The sequence below is a fragment of the Alloscardovia theropitheci genome (assembly GCF_004332295.1).
In the GTDB taxonomy this organism is placed as follows: Bacteria; Actinomycetota; Actinomycetes; order Actinomycetales; family Bifidobacteriaceae; genus Alloscardovia; species Alloscardovia theropitheci.
This window is the reverse complement of the sequence record NZ_RXLP01000019.1, coordinates 141,451-163,979: the sequence shown is the minus strand read 5'-3', so window position 1 is coordinate 163,979 and position 22,529 is coordinate 141,451. Positions and strand designations below refer to the sequence as shown.

Annotated in this window: 15 protein-coding genes; 11 read left to right on the top strand and 4 right to left on the bottom strand. The window is 44.4% G+C overall.

Annotated features, from left to right (window positions below; genetic code table 11):
• Nucleotides 1–16: 16 nt before the first annotated feature.
• Entirely contained in the window at nt 17–1,402 is a 1,386-nt protein-coding gene (locus tag EJ419_RS04180) for an MATE family efflux transporter (protein WP_131283900.1), read from the bottom strand.
• Nucleotides 1,403–1,651: 249 nt separating this feature from the next.
• On the opposite strand from EJ419_RS04180, the gene dnaB reads away from it, so the two are divergent.
• From dnaB to EJ419_RS04150, 6 genes are all read left to right on the top strand, one after another.
• Complete coding sequence (gene dnaB / locus EJ419_RS04175) at nt 1,652–3,091, top strand: replicative DNA helicase (protein WP_131283898.1); 1,440 nt, start codon at nt 1,652–1,654, stop codon at nt 3,089–3,091.
• 33 nt (nt 3,092–3,124) lie between these two features.
• Nucleotides 3,125–4,486 carry a Mur ligase family protein gene (locus EJ419_RS04170; protein ID WP_131283896.1) on the top strand — a complete coding sequence of 454 codons (1,362 nt, stop codon included), beginning with the start codon at nt 3,125–3,127 and terminating at the stop codon, nt 4,484–4,486.
• Nucleotides 4,486–5,247, top strand: a complete 762-nt coding sequence (locus EJ419_RS04165; protein WP_131283894.1) for a type 1 glutamine amidotransferase — start codon at nt 4,486–4,488, stop codon at nt 5,245–5,247. The genes EJ419_RS04170 and EJ419_RS04165 overlap by 1 nt, the downstream gene beginning before the upstream one ends.
• Before the next feature lie 312 nt (nt 5,248–5,559).
• Nucleotides 5,560–6,804: an MFS transporter gene (locus EJ419_RS04160; protein WP_131283892.1), complete on the top strand. Its 1,245-nt coding sequence runs from the start codon at nt 5,560–5,562 to the stop codon at nt 6,802–6,804.
• Nucleotides 6,805–7,073: 269 nt separating this feature from the next.
• The gene (locus EJ419_RS04155; protein ID WP_131283890.1) at nt 7,074–8,777 is read left to right on the top strand and encodes a mucin-binding protein; all 1,704 of its coding nucleotides are present in this window, start codon (nt 7,074–7,076) and stop codon (nt 8,775–8,777) included.
• Nucleotides 8,778–8,793: 16 nt separating this feature from the next.
• Complete coding sequence (locus EJ419_RS04150; protein ID WP_131283888.1) at nt 8,794–9,276, top strand: mucin-binding protein; 483 nt, start codon at nt 8,794–8,796, stop codon at nt 9,274–9,276.
• A 531-nt stretch (nt 9,277–9,807) separates the two neighbouring features.
• Here the strand turns inward: EJ419_RS04150 and EJ419_RS04145 are convergent.
• Both EJ419_RS04145 and EJ419_RS04140 read right to left on the bottom strand, forming a co-directional pair.
• The gene (locus EJ419_RS04145; RefSeq protein ID WP_420836911.1) at nt 9,808–12,000 is read right to left on the bottom strand and encodes an ABC transporter ATP-binding protein; all 2,193 of its coding nucleotides are present in this window, start codon (nt 11,998–12,000) and stop codon (nt 9,808–9,810) included.
• Complete coding sequence (locus EJ419_RS04140; protein WP_131283886.1) at nt 11,993–13,891, bottom strand: ABC transporter ATP-binding protein; 1,899 nt, start codon at nt 13,889–13,891, stop codon at nt 11,993–11,995. Before EJ419_RS04140 ends, EJ419_RS04145 begins: the two co-directional genes overlap by 8 nt.
• 757 nt (nt 13,892–14,648) lie before the next feature.
• On the opposite strand from EJ419_RS04140, the gene EJ419_RS04135 reads away from it, so the two are divergent.
• The gene (locus EJ419_RS04135; protein WP_240680331.1) at nt 14,649–15,677 is read left to right on the top strand and encodes a zinc-dependent alcohol dehydrogenase family protein; all 1,029 of its coding nucleotides are present in this window, start codon (nt 14,649–14,651) and stop codon (nt 15,675–15,677) included.
• A gap of 140 nt (nt 15,678–15,817) precedes the next feature.
• On the opposite strand, the gene EJ419_RS04130 is transcribed toward EJ419_RS04135, so the two are convergent.
• Complete coding sequence (locus EJ419_RS04130; RefSeq protein ID WP_131283884.1) at nt 15,818–16,369, bottom strand: NADPH-dependent FMN reductase; 552 nt, start codon at nt 16,367–16,369, stop codon at nt 15,818–15,820.
• Nucleotides 16,370–16,607: 238 nt separating this feature from the next.
• On the opposite strand from EJ419_RS04130, the gene EJ419_RS04125 reads away from it, so the two are divergent.
• The 4 genes from EJ419_RS04125 to EJ419_RS04110 all read left to right on the top strand — a co-directional run bounded on the left by EJ419_RS04125 (nt 16,608) and on the right by EJ419_RS04110 (nt 22,513).
• Nucleotides 16,608–17,285 carry an HAD family hydrolase gene (locus EJ419_RS04125; RefSeq protein WP_131283882.1) on the top strand — a complete coding sequence of 226 codons (678 nt, stop codon included), beginning with the start codon at nt 16,608–16,610 and terminating at the stop codon, nt 17,283–17,285.
• A 326-nt stretch (nt 17,286–17,611) separates the two neighbouring features.
• Nucleotides 17,612–18,325 (top strand): LytR/AlgR family response regulator transcription factor, encoded by a 714-nt coding sequence (locus tag EJ419_RS04120; RefSeq protein ID WP_131283880.1) that lies wholly within the window; start codon nt 17,612–17,614, stop codon nt 18,323–18,325.
• 80 nt (nt 18,326–18,405) lie between these two features.
• The gene (locus EJ419_RS04115; RefSeq protein ID WP_131283878.1) at nt 18,406–19,722 is read left to right on the top strand and encodes a sensor histidine kinase; all 1,317 of its coding nucleotides are present in this window, start codon (nt 18,406–18,408) and stop codon (nt 19,720–19,722) included.
• 157 nt (nt 19,723–19,879) lie between these two features.
• A complete protein-coding gene (locus EJ419_RS04110) occupies nt 19,880–22,513 on the top strand; it encodes an alpha-L-rhamnosidase (protein WP_131283876.1) in 2,634 nt (877 codons plus the stop codon).
• Nucleotides 22,514–22,529 lie beyond the last annotated feature (16 nt).

Sequence of the window (22,529 nt, the reverse complement as noted above, 5' to 3'; positions counted from 1 at the left end):
ATCGCTGATATTGCTCTTACTTTTGTGCGCGCATGAGAGCAATAGAAATCCATTGAGTGCCGTGGGCGCGGAAAATATTGCCAAGCCCACGCACTCCCATAAACGCGATGTTGAAAACGAGCCATAGACAAACAGCTTGAATCAATGTTGAAGCGTGGAATGCTTGTAAGCTAAAGAATACCGCTGTAAGTGTGAAGATATGCACGAGCGCTGAGAGGGTGCAGAGTTTAGCAAGATATGAGAAATCGCCAGCTCCGATAAGTACTCCGTCCAGAGCCCATAACCATCCATGGTATGGAAAGAATGCGCCGATAATTACTGCGCATACTGAAATAATTTGTGCTGTCTGCGCTTGAGTGGTAAAAAGACCTGCGCCAAACCAGCCTCCTAGCGCGAATACAGCACCTACTCCTATGCCCCAGATAATTCCTGCATGCTCAATTTCTTTGACAAGAGAGCGTACGCGAGTGATATTGCCTGCTCCTAAAGCGGCTCCGACGAGAGCTTGCCCGCCTACTCCGATAGCATCTAAGATATTAAGCGCAAGATTCCACGAAGAATTCAAAACTTGATAGCTTGCCAAAACAGCTGTTCCCATTGACGTAGCAGCGATGACAGTGGCAACCATAGCGATGCGGATAGCTGCAGTGCGTAGGAAAAGCATTGCTCCATCACCTGCGCTTTCGCGAACTTTGGCAAAGTCAGGGCGAAGACTTATCGAATTTTTGCGCACAATTGGCCATAAATATACGAGCAAAATTGCGCACATAAACCACTGAGCGATACCGGTAGCGATACCGGATCCAGCAACTGACCAGCCAAAACCGAAAATGAAAAGGGCGTCAAGAACGACATTAAGAACAGCGCTCGCAATTGCTGACCATAGTGTAATTCCTGCCTTTTGTAGTCCGCGAAACATTCCATTTGCTGCGTATGCAATGAGCGTGCCTGTAATTCCTAGGCCTGCCGTTGAAATGTACGAGATTGCATAGGAAAGTACGTCTGAGCGAGCTCCCAGTGCGTAGCTTAAGGGCTGTGCGGTAATGATGAGCAGGGCTGTAAGGATTACTCCGATAATTGTCGCCAGCCACATCCCAGAAACGCCCGCAGTCAAACCTTCTCGTGTTCTTCCCGAACCCATAAGCATGGAAACGCGTGAAGTCGTCGAATACGCTAAAAAGAGACAGAGTCCGACAGACGTCAAAATAATCGTCGAGCCAATCGAGAGACCAGCCAACGCCACGTCAGAAATTCGTCCTACAAGCGCAGTGTCAACCATGACATAAATTGGCTCGGCAATGAGTTGCCCTAATGTAGGGATAGCTATGGCGGCTAGTTGGCGTCTTGTTTCACGACGAGTGAGGGTATCGGATAGTTGTTGCTGCTGTATTTCTTCAGGCATACGCTCCATAGTAGGAACAATTGCACTCGAAGGGAAAATTGAAATCACTAATTGAGATTAACGACACGTTTATCCTCAAGTTATCCACTGAGTTATGCGCATAATGTGGATAAATATGCCAGTTATCCACGCGCGACACGCATAAAAATGTGGATAACTCAGGTTTTCCTCATGTGTTATCCACAGATGGCATTCAGTTTATTGCTATTTTTTACGTTATTCCTACAGTTGTCCGAATAGAATAGGCTTATGCCTGAAAACAATGCTGGACGTAATTTCTCAAGTTCACGTGATTCGTATCGCGATTCTTACAATCGGATAAATAATCGTGAAAATCGTGCTGGTAACGCGGATGATGTTTTTGGTGGAATGCCACCATATGATGAAACTGCAGAGATGGCCGTTCTAGGCGGTATGCTCATGAGCAATGATGTCATCGCAGAAGTGAGCGAAATTATTGATGCTCACGATTTTTACATTCCAAAGCATCAAACGATTTATAGCGCGATAGTAGAGCGATTTGCTGGTGGCGAGCAGGTCGATCCTGTTCTCGTTGCGGACACATTGCGCGTTAAGCAGGAACTAGAAAAAGTTGATGGCGTAGACTATCTGGCGAGCTTGGTGCATTCAGTTCCAGCTGCGATTAATGCGATTCATTATGCGGAAATTGTACATCGTGATGCAATGCTGCGTGACGTTATTCAAACGGGTATTCGTATTGCTCAAATGGGCTTTAGTGCGGAAAGTTCAGATGCTGAAGACGTAGTGAATTTAGCTCAGAACTCCGTGTATCAGCTTTCAGATGGTCATGTACGTCAAGATTATCAATCCATTGGTGAAAGTGTAAAGAATACACTTGATCACATCGAAGAAATCCAAGCAGGAACATTAACTCCGGGTGTTCCTACGGGCTTTAGAGATATTGATAATGTGACAAATGGCTTGCAGCCAGGACAAATGGTTGTCGTGGCAGGTCGCCCTGGTATGGGTAAATCGACTCTTGGTATCGATTTTGCGCGTTCTGCAGCGCTGCATCATGGACTTCCAACTGCAGTGTTCTCTCTTGAAATGAGCAAACTGGAATTATCTCAACGTATCATCGCTGCGGAAACGGGTATCACGCTCAAGGCATTGCGCGATGCTGAAAACATTAACGAAGATGAGTGGCGAAAGCTCAACGCATTCCAAGATAGTATTGCTGAAGCGCCTCTTTATCTGGATGATTCGCCAAATATGAGCATGATGGAGATTCGATCAAAATGTCGACGTCTGTCACGACAAGGGTTGAGACTTGTGGTCATTGATTACTTGCAGCTGATGAGTTCTGGTAAACGAGTGGAATCGCGTCAGCAAGAAGTTTCCGAATTCTCACGCTCCTTAAAACTGTTAGCTAAAGAGCTGGAAGTTCCAGTCGTAGCTTTGTCTCAGCTTAATCGTGGCGCTGAAGCTCGCGCAGACCGCACGCCAATGATTTCTGATTTGCGAGAATCAGGTTCGATTGAGCAGGATGCTGATGTGGTTATGCTGGTTCATCGCCCTGATGCGTACGATCCTGAAGATCGCCCCGGTGAGGCAGATATTATTATGGCGAAGCATCGTAATGGTCCTACAGCGACATTCACTCTTGCTTTCCAAGGGCATTTATCGCGCTTTACCGATATGGCTATGGATTATAGTCAAGGCGTATAAGCGCAAAAGCGTGAAAACAAAGGTATAAGGTCTATGACTCACTCATTTCTATCAGCATTAACACCAGCAATTGGTAAAACTGTACGCGCTGTAGCACGATTGCGAGGCGGCGGAACTGCATTGCCTGGACGTGTTATTGAGTCGATTGATTCTAATTTTATGGCTCGAACCTTAGCGCAGCTTCCATATGGAGTTGTGCTCGTCTCGGGGACAAACGGTAAAACGACCACGACTCGCATCGTCTCGTCTATGCTTGAGCAATTAGGGTTAAAAGTTTTTACTAACCCTACAGGATCGAACTTCACTCGAGGTGTTGTTTCGGCACTTCTTGACGCGGTTGATATGAGCGGAAAACTTCATGCGGATATAGCAGTTCTTGAACTTGATGAAGCATACGCTGTGCACTTTGTTGATAAAGTTCAGCCGCGATATGCCCTATTGCTGAATGTGTTACGTGACCAATTAGACCGTTTTGGAGAAATCGATACTACGGCGAAGATGCTGGCGACAGTAGCTAAAAAAACGACTGGAACCGTTGTCCTCAACCGTGAAGATCCACGAATAGCTGCCTTGACCGATGTGGTCTCGCAAGGGGCGAACATTGCGTACTACGGTCTTTCAGATGAGTTAGTAAGTTTCTTCCCATCTGACGATACTATGTACAATTCTGATGATACGGAAGATTCGCGCAATTTCACGCTGTCGCACTATCGCCCTGCTGCTGTCACGCTGACGAAAGTACATAACCAGCAAGCACAATTTGAATTTGCTGATAATGCCTCACGCTATGATACTAATCTTAAGCTTGAGGGTGTGTATAACGCTTTTAATGCTGCAGGTGCCCTCGCAATTGTCGAAGCGATTATGAATGACGTGGCATCAGCGCAATCGCACGAGAAAAACGGTGATAAGTCGCGGGCGAATATGCACGGTGATATTATTCGTGCAGTATCGACGGTAACTCCTGCATTTGGACGAGGGGAATCCATTATCGTTAATGGTGACAAGGTAGAGCTTATCTTGGTTAAGAACCCTATGGGATTTAGACTGGCTCTTAAATCGTTTGACGCTCTTAACCATAAAACGATGATTGTTATTAACGATGAGTATGCTGATGGCCGCGATATGAGTTGGTTGTGGGATGTGGACTTTACGACGCTTACGGACTCGGGTGTAGAAGCTGTGTCTGGCGTTCGAGCCACAGATATGGCTCTTCGACTAGCGTATGATGAAGTTCCTGTTCGAAATGTAAATGATGACATCAATTCTTGCCTTGAAGAATTCATTGCGAGCACACGGGGTGTGGATAAACACATATACTGCACATATACCGCAATGCTTGCCGTTCGTAAGAGCTTAAGCCAGATAACGCATGTAGAGGATGCGGGGTTGTAATGACTGAAAATACACGAGAACTTGCCATTGTATCGCTGTATCCGAAAGATATGAATATCTACGGTGACACAGGAAATGTTAAGACGATTGCTTTACGCGCTCGCTTGTATGGATATGAGCCACGAATCTACAAATATAATGTCGGTGATGCATGGCCTGAACACGTTGACTTAGTCCTCGGTGGTGGAGGTCAAGATAAAGGACAAGCTGCGATAAGTGATGATTTATTTGCGAGATCGCAAAAAATTCATGAGTTAGCGCAAGCTGGCGTCCCAATGCTTCTTATTTGTGGTTTGTATCAGCTTTTTGGCGAGTATTTTGAAACGAATGAAGGTGTGCGCCTTCCGGGGATCAATGTTCTAGGAGTGCATACGGTGGGACAAGATACGCGTATGATTGGAAACCTTGTAGAGCATAATGCGCAATGTGGTACGATTGTCGGTTATGAAAATCACTCGGGACAAACATTTGTTCATGATGATGGAACCGAGCCGTGGGCGGAAGTCAAAGCTGATGGTACAGGCAATAATGGCGTAGACCACACTGAAGGAGCCCGGAAATATAACGTCATTGGCACATATATGCATGGCTCTGTTCTTCCTAAAAATCCGCAACTCGCTGATTTACTCATCCGTAAAGCAGCTGAACATCGTTATGGGAATTTCGAACCTATAAGCACAGTGGAACAGGCAGAAGAACTTAACAGGCTAAATGCGATGGCGAAAGCAGCTGCTCAAGTAGCAGCATCTCGACCTCGATAAGCCATTGAGCTTGCTAACTTATGCAATGCAAACGACAAATAGCAATCGTTTGCATAAATGTTGTGCAATAATAACAATAAATCCTCTTAAATAAGCGTTATTATTTGTGATATCTATTATTGCCTGATATGAAATCGCTTTCAGTCTCAGAAATGGTGTAGTGTGGAGGTAACAGAATATAAGTTGCTCATACACTCGTAGGGCGCTCTTAGCGCCTTGTAGATGCATTCTAAATAAATATATAATTAGCACTTCGCGAGCTTTACTACACGTGACTTGTATCGCAATAAGAATAAAGAGAAGGGGTAGATAATGGTCTCCTCAGATACAAAAAATAATACGCTTGCGCATAACGAGTCCACTTCAGGGCGTTTAGGAATTATTCAAATAATTCCAGTATTTATCGCGTTTTTCACGATGGGATTCGTTGATCTCGTCGGAACGGCCACGAATTACGTTAAGCCAGAATTTAATTTGTCGAATTCGACGGCAAACTTATTTACCACAATGGTCTTCTTCTGGTTCTTAGTTCTTTCTATCCCGACAGGGATGTTAATGAACAAGATCGGCCGTAGAAATACGGTAGTTGTAGCTATCTGGGTTACTGTTGCTGCGATGTTCATTCCTGTTGTAGCATACATTGCGACTTCTGGAACGGCCCGATTCTCTCTTATCGTCATATCATTCTGCTTGTTGGGAATTGGTAATGCGTTAATGCAGGTGTCGTTGAACCCGCTTATGTCTTTATTCGTTAAGTCTGATCGCTTGGCTTCGATGCTTACTTTAGGACAGTTTGTTAAGGCTCTAGCTTCGCTTATCGCGCCATATATCGCTGCATGGTTGTTGGTGCAGTTTAATGCGTGGTGGGGAATTTATATTATTTATCTAGCTATCGCGGTTGTGGGAGTTATCGCACTGCAATTCGATAAGATAGATGAGCCTAAGGTGTCAGCAAAGTCTATTTCATTTACGGATACAGTGAAATTGCTCGGCGACAGAACTGTGCTCTTATGTTTCTTAGCAATTGTTGCTCATGTAGGAATTGATGTAGGTATTAATGCTCAGGCGCCACGCATTATTATGGAGCGAACTGATATTAGCCTAAGCATGGCAACTACTGCAACGATGGTTTATTTTGTCGGCCGTATGATTGGTAGTTTTGCGGGTGGATTCGTATTGCAAAAGATTAGTAGTAAGGCGGGGTTACGCTGGTGTGCAACCGTCCTAGGCTTATCTGCTATCTTGTATTTCTATTTCTTACTTGCTCCGGGAAATGCACCTGAATGGGCATTCTGGGTAGCTACATTCCTTGCAGGTGTTGGAAATGTTAATGTATTTAGTATTTCGCTTGCTCAAGCTCTTAATCATCTACCAGACTACCAAAATGAGATTTCCGGTTTGATGATAATGGGCTTAGTTGGTGGTGCTGTCATCCCTCCATTGATGGGGTTGGCGGCCGACGTCATGGGGCAGATTGGTGGAATTCTTATTATAAGTATCTGCATAGCGTACGTTATCGTGCTTGCAATGAAATATAAACTGATTGCAGAGCGATAAGCGGGGGTTGTCGCAATAGACTGATATTGCTTCTCGGTAGTGTTTGCTGAGAAGCAATTTTTTAATATGTGGTCAAAATCACAGTATATTTTCAGTGAAATTTTAAAGAAATATACAGAAATTAGATGTCCTATCTGTAAAATGTGAAGTCTGAAAAAAAGATGGAACTGTATCAGTGATGAATTATCATGCGTAGGTGAACGACATGAGGATGACAAGATAATGAAATTGATACAGCGCGGATGTAAAAGATTGAAAGGGTACTACTCATGCACGCTCGTCATGCTATGAATAGCACGAATCATAAAAGTTTAAAGAAGATTATAAGCGCTATAGCTGCGCTTTCCATGACGTTAACAGTTGTTGTTTTGCTTAACCCACTTCATGCATATGCTGCAGGTACTGCAATTGCTAGTACTATTAGTGGAACAGTTTCCGCTACTGGAAGTTCTGCTTCTGTTACCGGCCAATCGTTGGAAGTGAAGACAGTCCTCACGGAGCAGCCTGTTGCAGGAGATTATGTTGAATACGTTTTTAAGAATGTAGCAACTACAACTCTTGATAATTCAGACATTAAAGCTGAGGATGGATCCGTTATCGGCAAACTACAGGTTGTCAGCGCTGTCGTTCCTGAAGTGAATAAGCAGAGCAGCGGTGATCCTAATCGCCAGCAGAATACAACTCTTGAATCATGGCAGGGCGTTGTTCGAGCTGTATTTAACAGCGAAATTGATCGTCACGGTCCAGGAACGACATATACATTCGCCTCTCGTGGTGTCAGTATGCCAGTTGTGTGGTCGAATCATGATTACGTGCTTCAGCAGTCCATTACTGCGGTAAATGGTACAGGAAGTATCGAAAATACAGTCAACATTACGCGCACTATCCCTGCAACGGTGAGCGCAGGCGTGGGAATCATTGGTACTATTTCGTTTGATTCTGGTCAAAATATGAGTACCAACACATCGTTGACGATTGTGCCGCAGAAAGATTTGACTGCTGGCGACCAGGTTACGATTAATCTTTCTGACGCTTCGGGAATTGAATTTATCACGAATAGAGTGAGCACCGAACCGGTGACTCAAACTATCAGTCGACAGGTTACTCCAGCTACCCCTGTTAATGGCAATGGCGCGTATATTATGACTTCGCCAACCGTCACTCTGCGAGTTTCGAACGTTACGGAAAATTCTATTACTGTAACAGTTGTGTCGGGAACAGTACCGCAGTTACGTACAGCAGTATTAACTCTTGGAAGTAATGTTATTCAACTAACTCAAAATAATTTTACGAACAATAATCGGAATTTTACTGTTCCACAGACAACGCAAACCATTGCAGGACAGTCAGTTCCAGCAAATAATTTGTACACCGTTCAGGGTTCTGTCGTGATAGCTGGTGCAGTATCAAATACAACGTATTACGATTTTGATGAGCCTAATACGGTGATTCGTCCGCGTACAATTGGCAAGCAGCCAGGATTCGAAATTCCAGGCTATAAGTTCATGGGATATGACACTTTGCCAAACGGCGATATTCGAAATAATTATCACAAGATTATGACTCGTTTTGAAGATGAAGCAGGAAATTCTCTTGCGGCGTCTGTTGAAGGAACAGTTGATCAAAAGGATATTGCTGGTTACAAATACATCTCAACTCATGAAGATACTACGAATGGGGATACTGTCCATGTGTATCACAAGTTGGGAACGGTAACTGAGACCAAGACGATTACGCGTACTATTCACTATGTCGATAAAGTGACAGGTGCAACGATTAAGTCCGATGTGACTATTCCGGTAACTATTTCGCGTACTAATACGGTTGATACTGTTACAGGCGATGTAGAAACTGAAGGAACATGGTCTACTGGTTCTTGGGATGCAGTTACTATACCGAATATTACGAATTATGTAAGTCCAACAGAGGCTCCTGAGGGTTCTGGGGGTAGTAACTGTAACAGTAGATACTGAAAATCAGGAAATCACTTTGCCTTATGACCAAGCTGTAGAAGATGTACCAGAGTCTAAGATAATCACGCGTACTATTCAGTATCAGGACAAGGATAATGGCAGGGTTGTTTCGCGTGAGATGAAGCAGACTGTGACATTAACTCGTACCAATGTGCGCAACAAAGTCACAGGAGCAATCACATATGGTACGTGGACGACTGGCACCTTCGATGCTGTAGATTCACCAGCTATTAATGGCTACGGAGATCCGGATAAGGCAACGATTGATGAGGCTGAAGTAACTGCTGATTCCGTTGATGAAACAATTATTGTGCTTTATGAGGCTAACAAACCACAGACTCCATCAAACGATACGAGTGATACACAATCTACTCAGCGTCCTGCTTTGGCACATACCGGTGCAAGTGTAGATGTGATTGCTGTAGTCGTAGCGATAATCCTTGCAACGGGTATGGGAGCTATGGTCGCAGCTCGTATGCGCTGGAATCGTCGTAAATAAGCGCGATAAGTAGCTACACTGTTAGCGAAGCGCTGATGAGGTGTCGATAAAAAACAGATAAAAGCACAGATAAGAATATTAAGGCGTGCGTCTCTTTAGGCAAGTAGAGGCGCACGCCTTAATTTATGTAAAACGGGAAGAGCTTGTACAAATTACTTTCATAAATCTCATCCCAGTTTGGCAGGGATAATTTTCTGTACTTTTGGGTAAAACGGGACACTTTCATGCTTACAGATGCTAAAACTGGTAAGAAGTACGACCCATTATGCACAAAAGATGGATGAAGCCAGGCATTCACAACTTCTGAAGGTGAAGCTAATTACTGAGAGATAAGCTAAACGGATCCGAAGACCTAGAAGCTAGCTATTGCGAGGGAAGTTGAGCTGATATGGCGTATAAAAAACGTGCGAGTAACCTGTAATTACTCGCACGTATGGTTTATGCACTTGCCGGGTAGAAGCCAGATAATCTACTGAAGACTCTGGCTATTGCCCTATGTCAAGCACTAACCAAAAGCTACTACTCAAACCCTTACTCAAGCTCGAATGCTCCGGTATAGAGCTGGTAATATTGGCCCTTTTGAGCTATTAGCTGTTCGTGGTTGCCTCGTTCGATGATTCGACCATGATCAAGTACCATAATCACGTCAGAATTGCGAACAGTAGACAATCGGTGAGCGATGACGAAAACTGTTCGTCCCTCCATGAGCGCGTCCATTCCCGCCTGAACGATTTCTTCAGTACGAGTATCAATGGATGATGTTGCCTCGTCAAGAATCATGACTGGTGGGTCAGCTACTGCCGCGCGAGCAATGGAGATGAGCTGGCGCTGTCCTTGGGATAGACCACTACCATCGCCGGATATTACGGTATCGTAGCCTTGTGGAAGCATACGGATGAAGCCGTCAGCATTCGCTAATTTAGCAGCATCGATACATTCATCGTCGGTGGCATCAAGTTTGCCGTAGCGGATATTATCCATGACCGTTCCGGTGAACAAATTAACATCCTGAAGTACTACGCCAAGGCTTCGACGCAAATCCGTTTTGTTGATATCAGAAATGTCAATTCCATCATAAAGAATTTGACCAGAGCGGATGTCGTAGAAACGGTTGACAAGATTTGTAATAGTTGTCTTTCCTGCACCAGTAGCGCCAACGAGAGCTACCTTCTGACCTGGCTCAGCGTATAGAGTGATATCGTGTAGGATTTCGCGTTCAGGGTTGTAGCTGAAATCAACATTCATGAAGCGAATATCACCACGAAGGAGCGAGTACACTTCAGAGCTAGTCTGTCCTGAACTATCCGTATTAGCCATTTGAAGGGAATTTCGAGATGGTGTACTTTCAGCAGAAATGCTACCGATAAGACCCTTAAGCGCTGAAGCGTGCTCTATATCAATATTTTGAGTAGAACGGGTACGCAGACCGTGAGATGGCTTGTATACTTCAGCTACGTCTTCGCGAATTTGTACATCAGCAGGAACCTTCCACGCCCATGCATTGGTGTGCTTAGACGTTTCAGTTATAGTTCCATCAGACTTCACCATAGCGTTAACAAGTGTTACCGTACCATGATCTTCCTCAACTGGCTCATCAAGCAGTGTGAAGATACGAGATGCGCCTGCAAGAGCGAGCATAATCATCGTAAATTCGTTAGAAATCTGGGCAATTGGGTTGATCCAGCTACGCGACAAGGTCAAGAAGGATACAAGTGTACCAATTGTCAATGCCGAAGCTCCAGCGAATCCGAAGTTTGCGAAACCGCTCAAACTTGCATACGCACCGACCAATGCAATGAGAACGTAGAGCAAATATCCAAGGTTGCCCACAACTGGCATAGTGATATTACCGTATGCATTTGCTGTCCATGCGGCGTTGAAAAGCTTATCGTTCTGCTCATCGAATTGCTTTTGAGAAGCTTCTTCATGGGTAAAGACCTTGATTACCTTCTGCCCATTGATTGCTTCTTCGATAAAACCATTCACATCGCCCAATGCTTGCTGCTGCTTTACGAAAAAACGCCCTGATGTAGTCGTGATGTAGCGGATGACGATAACAACGATAGCTGTATAAGCTAATGTTCCCAAAGCAAATGGCACGCTCAGATAGAACATAGAAATCAATGCTGTGAGCATGGAAATTGCTGAAGAAAATACAGCTGGAATGGATTGAGAAATTGCTTGGCGCAGCACATCAGTATCGTTTGTGTAGAAACTCATGATATCGCCATTTTGGTGCGTATCAAAGAAACGTACTGGAAGCTTTTGCATATGTTCGAACATATCGTCACGAATCTTCTTCAGTGTGCCTTGCTCGATACGAACAAGAATACGAGCATAGAGAAGATTAGTGAGAACGCCGGCTGCATACACGGCTGCCATAACACCGAGCATACGGGCAAGCGGAGCAAAATCAGGATCTGATGTGCCAACTAATGGCAGGATATAGTTGTCAATCAGTGTCTGCACGAAAAGTGCCATACTTGCATTAGCAATTGCGCCAATGATAATGCACACTACAACGACAGATAGCAATCCAACATTGCCCTTAACAAGTACGCGCATTAAACGCATAAACGTACCAGGAGCTGCTCCCTCGCGTTCTTTCACGTTCTTTTTCTCTTCCTTAGGTTGGGATAATGATTTCTGATCGGCTTGATTAGCATTGCGCGTCTCATCAAGCTTGTCATCGAGCTTCTCATCAAGGTGAGTCGTATTATTCATCGATAGCACCTCCCTTGCTTTGTGACTGAGCAATTGAACGATATTCCTCACATGTTTGCATAAGCTGTTCATGCGTTCCATGATCGAGAATCTTGCCCTCATTCATAACGATAATTTGATCAGCGTGCTCGACTGAGCTGATTCGCTGAGCGATGATGATCTTAGTAGTATCAGGTATTTCCTTAGCAAATGCGTTGCGAATACTTGCATCAGTTTTGGTATCCACTGCAGAAGTGGAATCATCAAGGATCAATACCTTTGGCTTCTTTAGTAGTGCGCGTGCAATGCATAGACGCTGACGCTGACCGCCAGAGAAATTAGCACCGCCTTGCTCTACGTGAGAATCATAGCCGTCAGGGAATTGCTCAATGAATTCATCAGCACACGCTAAATGTGCTGCGTGGCGTATTTCTTCGTCTGTAGCATTTGGGTTTCCCCAACGCAAGTTTTCTGCAATTGTTCCGGTAAAGAGAATATTCTTCTGCAAAACCATGCCCACTTCATTGCGAAGAACGTCAAGATCGTAATTGCGAACATCTCGTCCGCCGACACGTACTGAACCATCTGTCGCATCATATAAACGTGGAATTAACTGCACAAGCGATGATTTTGCTGAACCTGTACCGCCTACAATTCCTACGGTAGAACCAGAAGGAATGTCGATATCAATGTGAGATAGGACTTCCTTTTCGGAGCTTTCAGAATAACGGAATGAGACGTCCTTAAACTTAATAGATCCGTCTGCTACTTCAGTCAGCGGATTATCCGGAGTGGTTACTGTGGATTCTTCGTTTAATACAGCGGCAATTCGGCTTGCGGATGCACGAGAAATGATAATCATGATGAATACGAATGAGATCATCATCATAGCCATCAAAATCTGCATAGTATATGTAATAAGAGAAGTTAAATCACCGGTCGTTAAGCCGTATTCGGAGCGGTTCCCTGAAGCAACAATCTGGTGTGCTGCCATCCAGCTTAGGGTAAGCATTGCAACGTAAATTGACCCCGTCAAAATCGGGTTGAAGAATGTCAAACGCATCTCAGCCTTTACGAAGAAGTGATAGATAGCTTGTGAGACATACTTAAACTTGGTGTCCTCATAATCCTCACGAGTGAAGGACTTAACTACGCGAACTCCTGCTAAGTCTTCTTCCACGTTGGAATTAAGGCGATCGTAGATACGGAAAACGCGAATGAAGATAGGATGAACGCTCATGGAAAGCCAAATAAGGGCAGCGCCAACGATTGGAATCAAGATAAGGTAAACCATTGAGATGCTTGGGCTGGTTCTATAGGTGAAGAACCATGCGAAGATAACCATCAGTGGTGCGCGGAATGCCACACGGATGAGCATCTGGAAGGAATTTTGGACGTTAGTCACATCGGTAGTCAAGCGAGTAACAAGAGAACCGGATGAGAAACGATCAATGTTCGTAAAAGAAAAACCTTGTACCTTTTCGAATAAATCGTGGCGTAAATTCCTTGAAAGGCCTGTAGCAGCGCGTGCAGCAAAACGACCTGCGAAGATGCCGAAAAGCAATGAAGCAATGGATACCGCTAAGAGGATACCGCCCCACATCCATACATTGGTGATATTGTGCTTCGACAACCCATCATCAATAAGGAATGCCATTAACGTAGGAATCAGGACTTCAAAAATTGCCTCAAAAGCTACAAAGATTGGTGTAGCAATGGTCACTGCTTTGTATTGGCGTAAACTCTTAAAAAGTGTAAAAAAGTCGCGTACTGATCCGTCGCCATCTCCATATCCATTATTCTCATCGAGATGACGCATTGTTAGCTCTGCTTGGTTCAATGCGGCGCGCTCGCGAATGGAAAGCTTGGTCTGGTCAGTTGCAGTAGTAGTGGTTGATGATGAATCCGCCATTATGCTCCTTCCCCATAGTATGTTGCTGAGAACAATTGGTTATCTTTGTAAACTCTTCCAATAATGCTTCGTATAATGTGCATGAGATGCCTTATACAAACATAGTGGTGCCATTCATGGTAAGAAGCATTTTGTGAGTAACTCAGTTGTTCAGTCAGCTCTATCTCTTCTGTATTCGTCAAGATATAACAAATCTCGAATTGAAAAGAAATCAGTGACAATGTGCACAGGGATAGCACAGGGATAGTGCATATAACCTGTATAACGCATTGCGAAAGGTATCTTTTCAGGTAGCGCTCCAGTAGATGCGGTTTACATCAGCTAGTGGTGCAATTTCCACAAATTCACTGAAGAAAATTGTTATTTTCTTGGCTATCTCGTGTTCCTCATTTCCTATACGCACAGAAATATTTACATTTCGCATGTGCATAGATACAGGAAATACACATGAATAACTCAATATTTAAGTACGAATAGGGGAATGAAACTAACCACAAGTGTATCACTGGATACCGTCTAAATTTGGCGAGAAATGCCCTAATTTATATGCTATTTATGAACGTTCATTGATGGTGAAATTACGCAAGCACAAGGTGTAGTTCAGGCCTCTAAAACGGGAGTATCATTTCTACGCTTATAGGCAAAATGTGGGTACCGGGTTCATTTTACGACGAAAGGGCATATAGAGAAATATATAATTAGTAGTGAGATTAAATCTGATGAATATCCTATAAGGGGTATCGAAGGAGAAGGAATAATGCCAAAAATGAAGGCAACATTCATGTACGGTCCTGGCGATGTACGCGTAGAAGAAGTTGAGCGTCCAACTATCGTCGAACCAACAGATGCCGTTATCAAAATGTTATCCACATGCGTGTGTGGTTCCGATTTGTGGCCATATCGTGGCCTGGAAGGCGAGCAGACAGAGCCTCGACGTATGGGTCATGAATATGTAGGCGTCGTGGAAGAAATTGGCTCTGATGTTAAGACTGTTAAGCCTGGCGACGTGGTAGTTGGTAGCTTCTGCCTTTCTGATGGTACCTGTGCTGTGTGCGAAGGCGGATATCCTAGCCGATGCATGCATGGTGGATTCGTTGGTGAAGCACAGGCACAGTATTTACGAGTTCCTCTTGCTGATGGCACATTGGTAGCAACTCCAGGAGAGCCAACAGAAGAGCAACTTGCAGATTTGACAGCAGCATCAGATGTATTGGGTACTGGCTGGTTTGCAGCTGATGAGGCACAAGCAGGACCAGGAAAGACCATCGTTGTTGTAGGTGATGGCGCTGTAGGTTTGAGTGCGGTTCTTGCTGCTAAGCAACTTGGTGCTTCTCGCATTATTGCTATGAGTCGTCATGCAGATCGTCAAGCTTTGGCACGCGAATTTGGTGCAACTGATATCGTTGAAGAGCGCGGTGAAGCTGGCGTAGCAAAGATTATGGAAATGACCAACGGTGTTGGCGCTGATGGAGTTGTCGAAGCTGTGGGTACTCAGGAATCCATGATGCAGGCAATTTCTGCATGCCGCCCTGGTGGATACGTTGGGTATGTAGGCGTTTCCCACGGCGTTCAGCTTGATGGCGGTCAGCTCTTCTTCAGTGAAGTTCATTTGATGGGTGGACCTGCTCCAGTTCGCAAGTATTTGCCTGAGTTTATTGATTTGATTTATAAGGGTGAAATTCATCCGGGTAAGGTCTTTACGAAGACAGTTGATCTCGATGATATCGCTGAAGGTTACCGTGCTATGGATCAGCGTGAAGCTATCAAGGTACGTGTACGCCCATAGTTATGGTATTTGACATGACTACATTCATAGCTATGTCAAGTGTTGGTTGATTAACCAATAAAATGGCTGGGTTTCACCAAATATAGGTGAAGCTCAGCCATTATCGTATCGTCTTTTGTTTTGCAAAAAACTTTTAGATATTAAGCAATTTTGTTTAAGAATGCTACAATCTGCTCATCAAGAGCTGTGAGTTCTTCTTCAGAGAGTACAACTTCATTGGTTGCCCATTCGGAAGTGAGTTCGTGGTGGAACATATTATCCTTAAGAACATCCATTCCTGTGAACTCTGCTACACCTGCAAGATTTGAGAGCATTGCCTGGCCGCTTTCGTGATGTCCTGATGCGCTAGAGAAAGTCGCCTTCGTTCCAAAAGAGAGTGCAGAAGTTCGATCGCCGCCAAGTTCAGGTGCGCGAGAAACCCAGTCAATAATATTCTTTGCCTGAGGAGAGAATGAACCGTTATATACAGGAGTGACGAACCATACGCCATCAGCATCAGAGAAAGCCTTACGAAGAGCAGAAACACTGTCTGGAGTAGGGAATTCAATATCCTGATTAATCAATGGGAGCTCGGAATAATCCAAGAAGGATACTTCGGCACGGTCGCCGATACGCTGAGCAATAGTATGAGCAAGCTGGTCATTAAAACCGTTACGACGTTGTGAGCCTACAACCATAAGAATTTTTGTCATGTTTATCCCTTTCCAAAAGCGGTAATACGATTGCATACCTATATGTGCGCTACACGTATTATGTACGTCTAAAGGTAAGTTTTTCACAAAAATATGAGAAAATATAGTAGTTATTCGCTAATATCGTTCAAGGCATAACGTGACGAAAGTTACATGTACATGCGTGAAATGAATGATACGGGTACTCGCAAGTACGTACCAAAAAGATGAGCAAGTCGCATAGGAATAAGGAATATATATGGCTACAACGAAACTTCCAGCAGCTGTAATGTGGGATATGGACGGAACTCTCATTAACTCAGAACCATACTGGGGTGAGAGTGAAGAGGCTTTGCTCGCTCGTGCAGGAAAAGAGTGGGATCCAAATATCGCTAAGACCTTGCAGGGCGCATCACTCGCATTCGTTGCAGAATACATGCAGAAAGCTGGAGTACCTGATTTATCAGCGGAAGAAATTATTGAGTTCATGGTGGATTATGTATATCGCAAAGAAGTGGAACGTTTGCCATGGACTGCAGGAGTCACAGACGTGCTGACGATGGTCCGGGATGCAGATATTCCACAGTACCTAGTAACAAGCTCGCCGGAGCCTATGGCGCGTAATTTAGTTGAGCAGGCGCCGGAAGGTTCTCTACATGGATACATTTGCAATGAAACCCCTGTACCGCATAAGCCAAGCCCGGAGCCGTATCTTCTTGCAGCTCAAAAGCTTGGTGTTGATATTAAAGATTGCTTAATTTTTGAGGATTCCGTTCCTGGACTTACAGCTGCTGGGAAGAGTGGAGCCGCTTGGGTGTCTGTTACGGGGTATTCAAGTATTAATGCGCGTGAGCTGGGTCTTGCTCATAATTTTATTGAGAATTTTGACGGGCTGGAGATGGGCGATATCGCGCGTTTCTTTTCTGAGCGTGCGTAGTGCGGAATGTGGAATACATTAAGACACTTCAGATATTCAAAGGTTCTCAGCAAGAAAATTTAGAGGAGACACGAGGATTATGAGGACAAAGCAACTGCTTAAATTACTGCTCACTTTCCAAGCAATTACTGCATTCTGAGCAATTACGTGTCTGACGTTGACCGCGATAATTATGAAGAAAGATAAGAAAAACTAAGTAAATACACTGACAGTCGAGCAGACGGGAGGATTTGCAAAAAACTCCCGGTAATCTACTCATGGTATACGAGACTTTGCGTGGAACGACTAAGCGCGTTATATGATGTCAGATGTGATAATCTATCCTCATGCTGACAGTTGCTCTAGTTGAAGACAACGATGAGGATGCGCGTGCACTTCACGATGCCATAAGCTCGTATTCTAACAAGAATCACGTGCAGTTCCATATAGTACGTTTTCGCGAACCCACATCTTTTTTGGAAGGGTATAACCCGGTGTGGGATATCGTGTTTATGGATGTGGAGATGCCGAATATGGACGGCATGGAAGCTGCTCATAAATTACGTGAGATGGACCATCAGACAGTGCTTATATTTGTGACCAATTTAGCGAAACTGGCGGCACAGGGCTATGAAGTGGAAGCCCTCGATTATATTATCAAACCTTTTACATACAGCGATTTTGAGAGAAAGATTGAACGCGCAGTCGCTGTTGCTCGCAATGCAATGGAATCAATCGTCGTCTCGTTTAGAGGTGGTGGACGTAAGATTCTCATGCGCGAAATTTCATATGTTGAAGTACGCGGACATAATGTGACGTATCACACCGAATCCGGTATCATCACGGGAACGGGCAGTCTGCAGAAAGTGGCAGAGAGCTTAAGTGGCGCTGGATTTTTGCGTTGTAGTAAACCATTTCTTGTTAACGCTCGCCATATAGATATGATTGACGGCAATTCAATCACTCTCATAGGCGGAGAGGAACTTCCTATCGGGCGTGCATATCGTCATGATTTTATGCAACAGTTAGCAGAAGTTATCGGTAATGATTACATTCTGTGATGAGCGCATAAGTATAGTGGAAAATAAAGCTGCTTGAGTAAACGAAACAGAAGTAAGAACATGAAGGTAAAAGAGTAAAAATGAGTGCGATGGTGCAGTTCTTTACTGCAACTGGTTTCATGATTGAGCTGCTATGTGTAGCCATGATGTTCACATGGTGGGCTCCACGACGAAAGTATTCAATTATTCGCGGTGTAAGTTGTGCCGGACTATCTCTCGTAGCTTTGTGGGGATGGCAAGTAGCTCCCGTACCACAAACTGCGCTCTTTGTTATCGCTCGACTTATCGTATGCTACTTACTGTGCTATGTATTTTTACGCACAACTTTTAATCTCAATATTCGCCAAGCAGGGTTTTATACCACTAGTTCATTAGCACTACAGCACATTGTCTACAGTACCGCTCAGATTATTCGCATCCTTAGTCCTTCTATAGAAGATACTTTCCACCACATCAATGGTGAAAATTTACTGTACCCTGCGCTCATAATCCCTCTTATGATTCTTGCGTATATTCTTTTTGCTAGGCCGCTTAAGGATAATCTTCCTGAGCGCATTGGCGGAAGATTCCTTGTAATGACTGTGGGAGTGGCACTATGTGTAGGGGTATTCTCGAGTTTATTTGATTCTTATATAAATGGTTTGTATATTAATCCGAATGCGTATTTAATGTTCGTGCTTACGCGCATTATTACGTGTGTCTTTCTGTTGCTTATGCTGCGTGAAGTTGCCGAGCGAGAGAGTGCTCAGCGAGATAATGCGATTTTGCATCAATTGCTGGAACAGCAAAAAGGCCAGCTCGAGAGTGATAAAGAAACAATTGCATTGATTAATATCAAAACGCACGATTTGAAAAAACAATTATCACTGCTTAACGGTCGAATTTCTCAATCGGAAATTGATGAAATGCAAGATTTAGTAAGGATATATGATTCATCCATACGCACGGGGAATGAATCGTTGGACGTAGTTTTGACAAATAAAGCGCTTATTTGTGAACAACGCGGTATTCAACTTGATCGTATGGTGGATGGCACTCATCTTGATTTTATGGCTGCCTCAGATGTGTACTCATTGTTCGGCAATGCCTTAGATAATGCGATGGAAGCAGTAACATCTCTTGACGATCCTCAACAGCGTTATATTCGCCTCACAGTGAGGGCGAATAAGGGGATGCTCGTTATCCACGTAGAAAATCCTTTTAAGGGAGAGCGTGAATTTGTTGATGGCATAGCGAAAACAACTAAAGATGATAGGAACTACCATGGTTTTGGTATGCAATCTATGCGAATGCTGACTCACCGGTATAACGGAACCATGTCGGTTACAACTCGTGGGCAGATTTTTATAGTTAATATCGTGTTGCCCCTGAGAGACAGAAAAAGAGACAGAAAATAAATGCTAATTTTCTGTGAACTGTGCAGTTCGTGACGTTTCAATACCCTTTCATGATACTGCGATTGAGATACTCCATTTTCTGAGCGAATCTAATTTTAGATAAAGAACTCAGTACGGCGAAAGTACAGAGTGCGGGAAGAAACTAAAGGGGTTTTCTGTGTTATCAATTACGCGTATCACTGTTGAGAATACGGAATCGGGATGCGTAACCGACGAAGCACATCCACGTATCTCTTTTAGCGCTGTAAGCGATGTGAAGGGCGCAGAAATTGCGGATGCTGTGATAACAGTAGGCTCGTGGAGCATCCACACACGAGATCAAATCGCTATTCGCTATCAGGGAGAACCTCTTCAACCATATACAACCTATACAGTTGAGATTAGTGTTACAGACACTGCAGGGGAAACTGCACACAGGAATGCAAGGTTTGAAACGGGACGTATGAGCAGTCCATGGTCCGGAAAGTGGATCACAGATGGGACGTATAAATTTACAGAGAAGAAAGTATCCCCTCAGCCATTAGCATTTCGACGAATTATTGAAACAGCTCCTGGAAAAGAAATTGCAAGTGCTCGTATTTATGCGACTGCTATGGGCATTTATGATTTGGCCTTAGATGGCAAATTGTTGGATGAACGTTATTTCGCCCCAGGATTTACCTCGTATAAGACGAATTTGCAATACCAGACGTACGATATTACGAATGTAATTTCTGGTAAACATGTGCTTACGGCACTTGTAGCTGGTGGATGGGCAGTCGGCTCCTTTGTATTTACCCGCGTTAACCGAGTAAGCGCGAAAAGACAGGCGTTACTTGCAGAAATAAGAATTACTTATACAGATGGTTCACAGGATGTTATCGGCACTGCAGATGATTGGCAAGTAAGCCAAGATGGCCCTGTCCGTATGGCAGACATCTACGACGGGGAAACATATGATGCACGGCGTGCGAATTATTGGAGGCAGGACTCTACAGGGGACTATCATTGGCACAATGCTGCGTTAGAGAAGCTCGCAATCAATCCTCAAATCACTGCAGAGTATGGCGCTCCTGTGCGCGCGCATGAAGTTTTTACTCCCGTTGAATGTGCACAACGGGACGATGGCAGCATCATCTATGATATGGGACAAAATTTCGCTGGCGTTGTGCGCCTCAAAATTAACAATGCCTATGAGGGGCAGACTATAACTATTAAGCATGCGGAAATTTTGAATCGTGATGGAAGTTTGAATACTGACTTCCTGCGCACAGCGAAGGCGACTATTACATATACGTGTACTGAGGGTGAGCAGGAGTACACCCCGCGCTTTACGTATATGGGCTTCCGATATATCAGTGTGGAGGGCATTAATGGCGACAGTGTTGATGTGGAAGGCATAGCGCTGTACTCAGATATGAATCATATTGGGGAATTTGAATGCTCGAATAGTGATCTCAACCAGTTACAAAGTAACATTACATGGGGTGCTAAGTCTAATCTCGTTGACATACCAACGGACTGTCCTCAACGCGATGAACGTATGGGTTGGACAGGCGATATCGCTGTTTTCGGACCAACTGCATGCTTCAACTTCGATATGAGTCGTTTCTTAGAGAAGTGGCTTAAGGATGTGCAAGCCGAGCAAACACGTGGAGGTGGTATACCAAATACCGTCCCAGTGCAAGGGTATGGATTCCCTGCAACGATGCCGAAAATGGCAATCGACTGGTGGGGTGATGCATGTGTGCTTGTCCCATGGGCTTTATACCAGTCACAAGGCGACGAGAGCATTTTGCGCCGTATGTATCCGACTATGAAAAAGTACGTTAAAGCATGCCAATTCTGGGCAAAGCTTTTCAGCGCAGGATATAAACGCTACATTTGGAATACTCCGTCAGTACTGCACTTTGGTGATTGGGTAGCGCCTGACGTGCCTCAGATGAGCCAATGGCAGGCACGTAGTCCATGGACTGCAACCGCTAGCCTTAACAATACAAGTCGTACTCTTGCTCGTATCGCTGGAATTCTTGGCGAAACTATTGACGAACAGTATTACAATAATCTTGCTGACAACGTCGCAGATGCGTACTGCCGTGAATTTACAGATGGCCACGGAAAGCTTACGAATGAGTTCCAAACTGCTTACGTTCTGCCGTTATATCTGAATATGTTTCCTGAAGAAGCTCGTTCCCAAGCAGTTGCGAATTTAGCGTCGCTCGTGGAAAAAGGGCAGTATACTATCGGCACAGGTTTCCCCGGAACGCCATATATTCTTTTCGCGCTCGCTGATAATGGTCGCGCAGACGTAGCTTATAAGATGCTGCTCAACCGCTTGTGCCCTGGCTGGCTCTATGAGGTCGCTATGGGAGCAACCACGATATGGGAACGCTGGGACGGATTGGATGCTAACGGTGAATGTCCAATTGGAGACGACGGTACAGACACAATGATCTCCTATAATCATTATGCTTCTGGCGCTGTAGGAGCTTTCCTCTATCAACGAGTTGCCGGAATTGAAGCCACTTCACCTGCGTATAAGACTTTCCGTGTACATCCGCTTATCGGTGGAGATGTGACGAGCGCTCATGCTCGTGTCGATACTGCATATGGTCTTATTGAGTCGGCGTGGCAGCTTAATGGCAATGATGTGACTGTTACTGTCACTGTACCAATGGGAACTACGTGTACCGTAGAGATCCCTGTAGTTAGTGACTGCGATACACATGAGTCAAATGTACATGTGGTGACGAGCGGAACGCATACTTTTACCGTTCACAATGCATTAGTGATAACGGATAAAAAAGAATAGGGAATAGGAGATATTT

Excerpts from the sequence above, each read along its gene's own strand:
- EJ419_RS04180 (WP_131283900.1), bottom strand. The coding sequence starts at position 1,402 with ATGCCTGAAGAAATACAGCAGCAACAACTATCCGATACCCTCACTCGT.
- dnaB (WP_131283898.1), top strand. The coding sequence starts at position 1,652 with ATGCCTGAAAACAATGCTGGACGTAATTTCTCAAGTTCACGTGATTCG.
- EJ419_RS04170 (WP_131283896.1), top strand. The coding sequence starts at position 3,125 with ATGACTCACTCATTTCTATCAGCATTAACACCAGCAATTGGTAAAACT.
- EJ419_RS04165 (WP_131283894.1), top strand. The coding sequence starts at position 4,486 with ATGACTGAAAATACACGAGAACTTGCCATTGTATCGCTGTATCCGAAA.
- EJ419_RS04160 (WP_131283892.1), top strand. The coding sequence starts at position 5,560 with ATGGTCTCCTCAGATACAAAAAATAATACGCTTGCGCATAACGAGTCC.
- EJ419_RS04155 (WP_131283890.1), top strand. The coding sequence starts at position 7,074 with ATGCACGCTCGTCATGCTATGAATAGCACGAATCATAAAAGTTTAAAG.
- EJ419_RS04145 (WP_420836911.1), bottom strand. The coding sequence starts at position 12,000 with ATGAATAATACGACTCACCTTGATGAGAAGCTCGATGACAAGCTTGAT.
- EJ419_RS04140 (WP_131283886.1), bottom strand. The coding sequence starts at position 13,891 with ATGGCGGATTCATCATCAACCACTACTACTGCAACTGACCAGACCAAG.
- EJ419_RS04135 (WP_240680331.1), top strand. The coding sequence starts at position 14,649 with ATGCCAAAAATGAAGGCAACATTCATGTACGGTCCTGGCGATGTACGC.
- EJ419_RS04130 (WP_131283884.1), bottom strand. The coding sequence starts at position 16,369 with ATGACAAAAATTCTTATGGTTGTAGGCTCACAACGTCGTAACGGTTTT.
- EJ419_RS04125 (WP_131283882.1), top strand. The coding sequence starts at position 16,608 with ATGGCTACAACGAAACTTCCAGCAGCTGTAATGTGGGATATGGACGGA.
- EJ419_RS04120 (WP_131283880.1), top strand. The coding sequence starts at position 17,612 with ATGCTGACAGTTGCTCTAGTTGAAGACAACGATGAGGATGCGCGTGCA.
- EJ419_RS04115 (WP_131283878.1), top strand. The coding sequence starts at position 18,406 with ATGAGTGCGATGGTGCAGTTCTTTACTGCAACTGGTTTCATGATTGAG.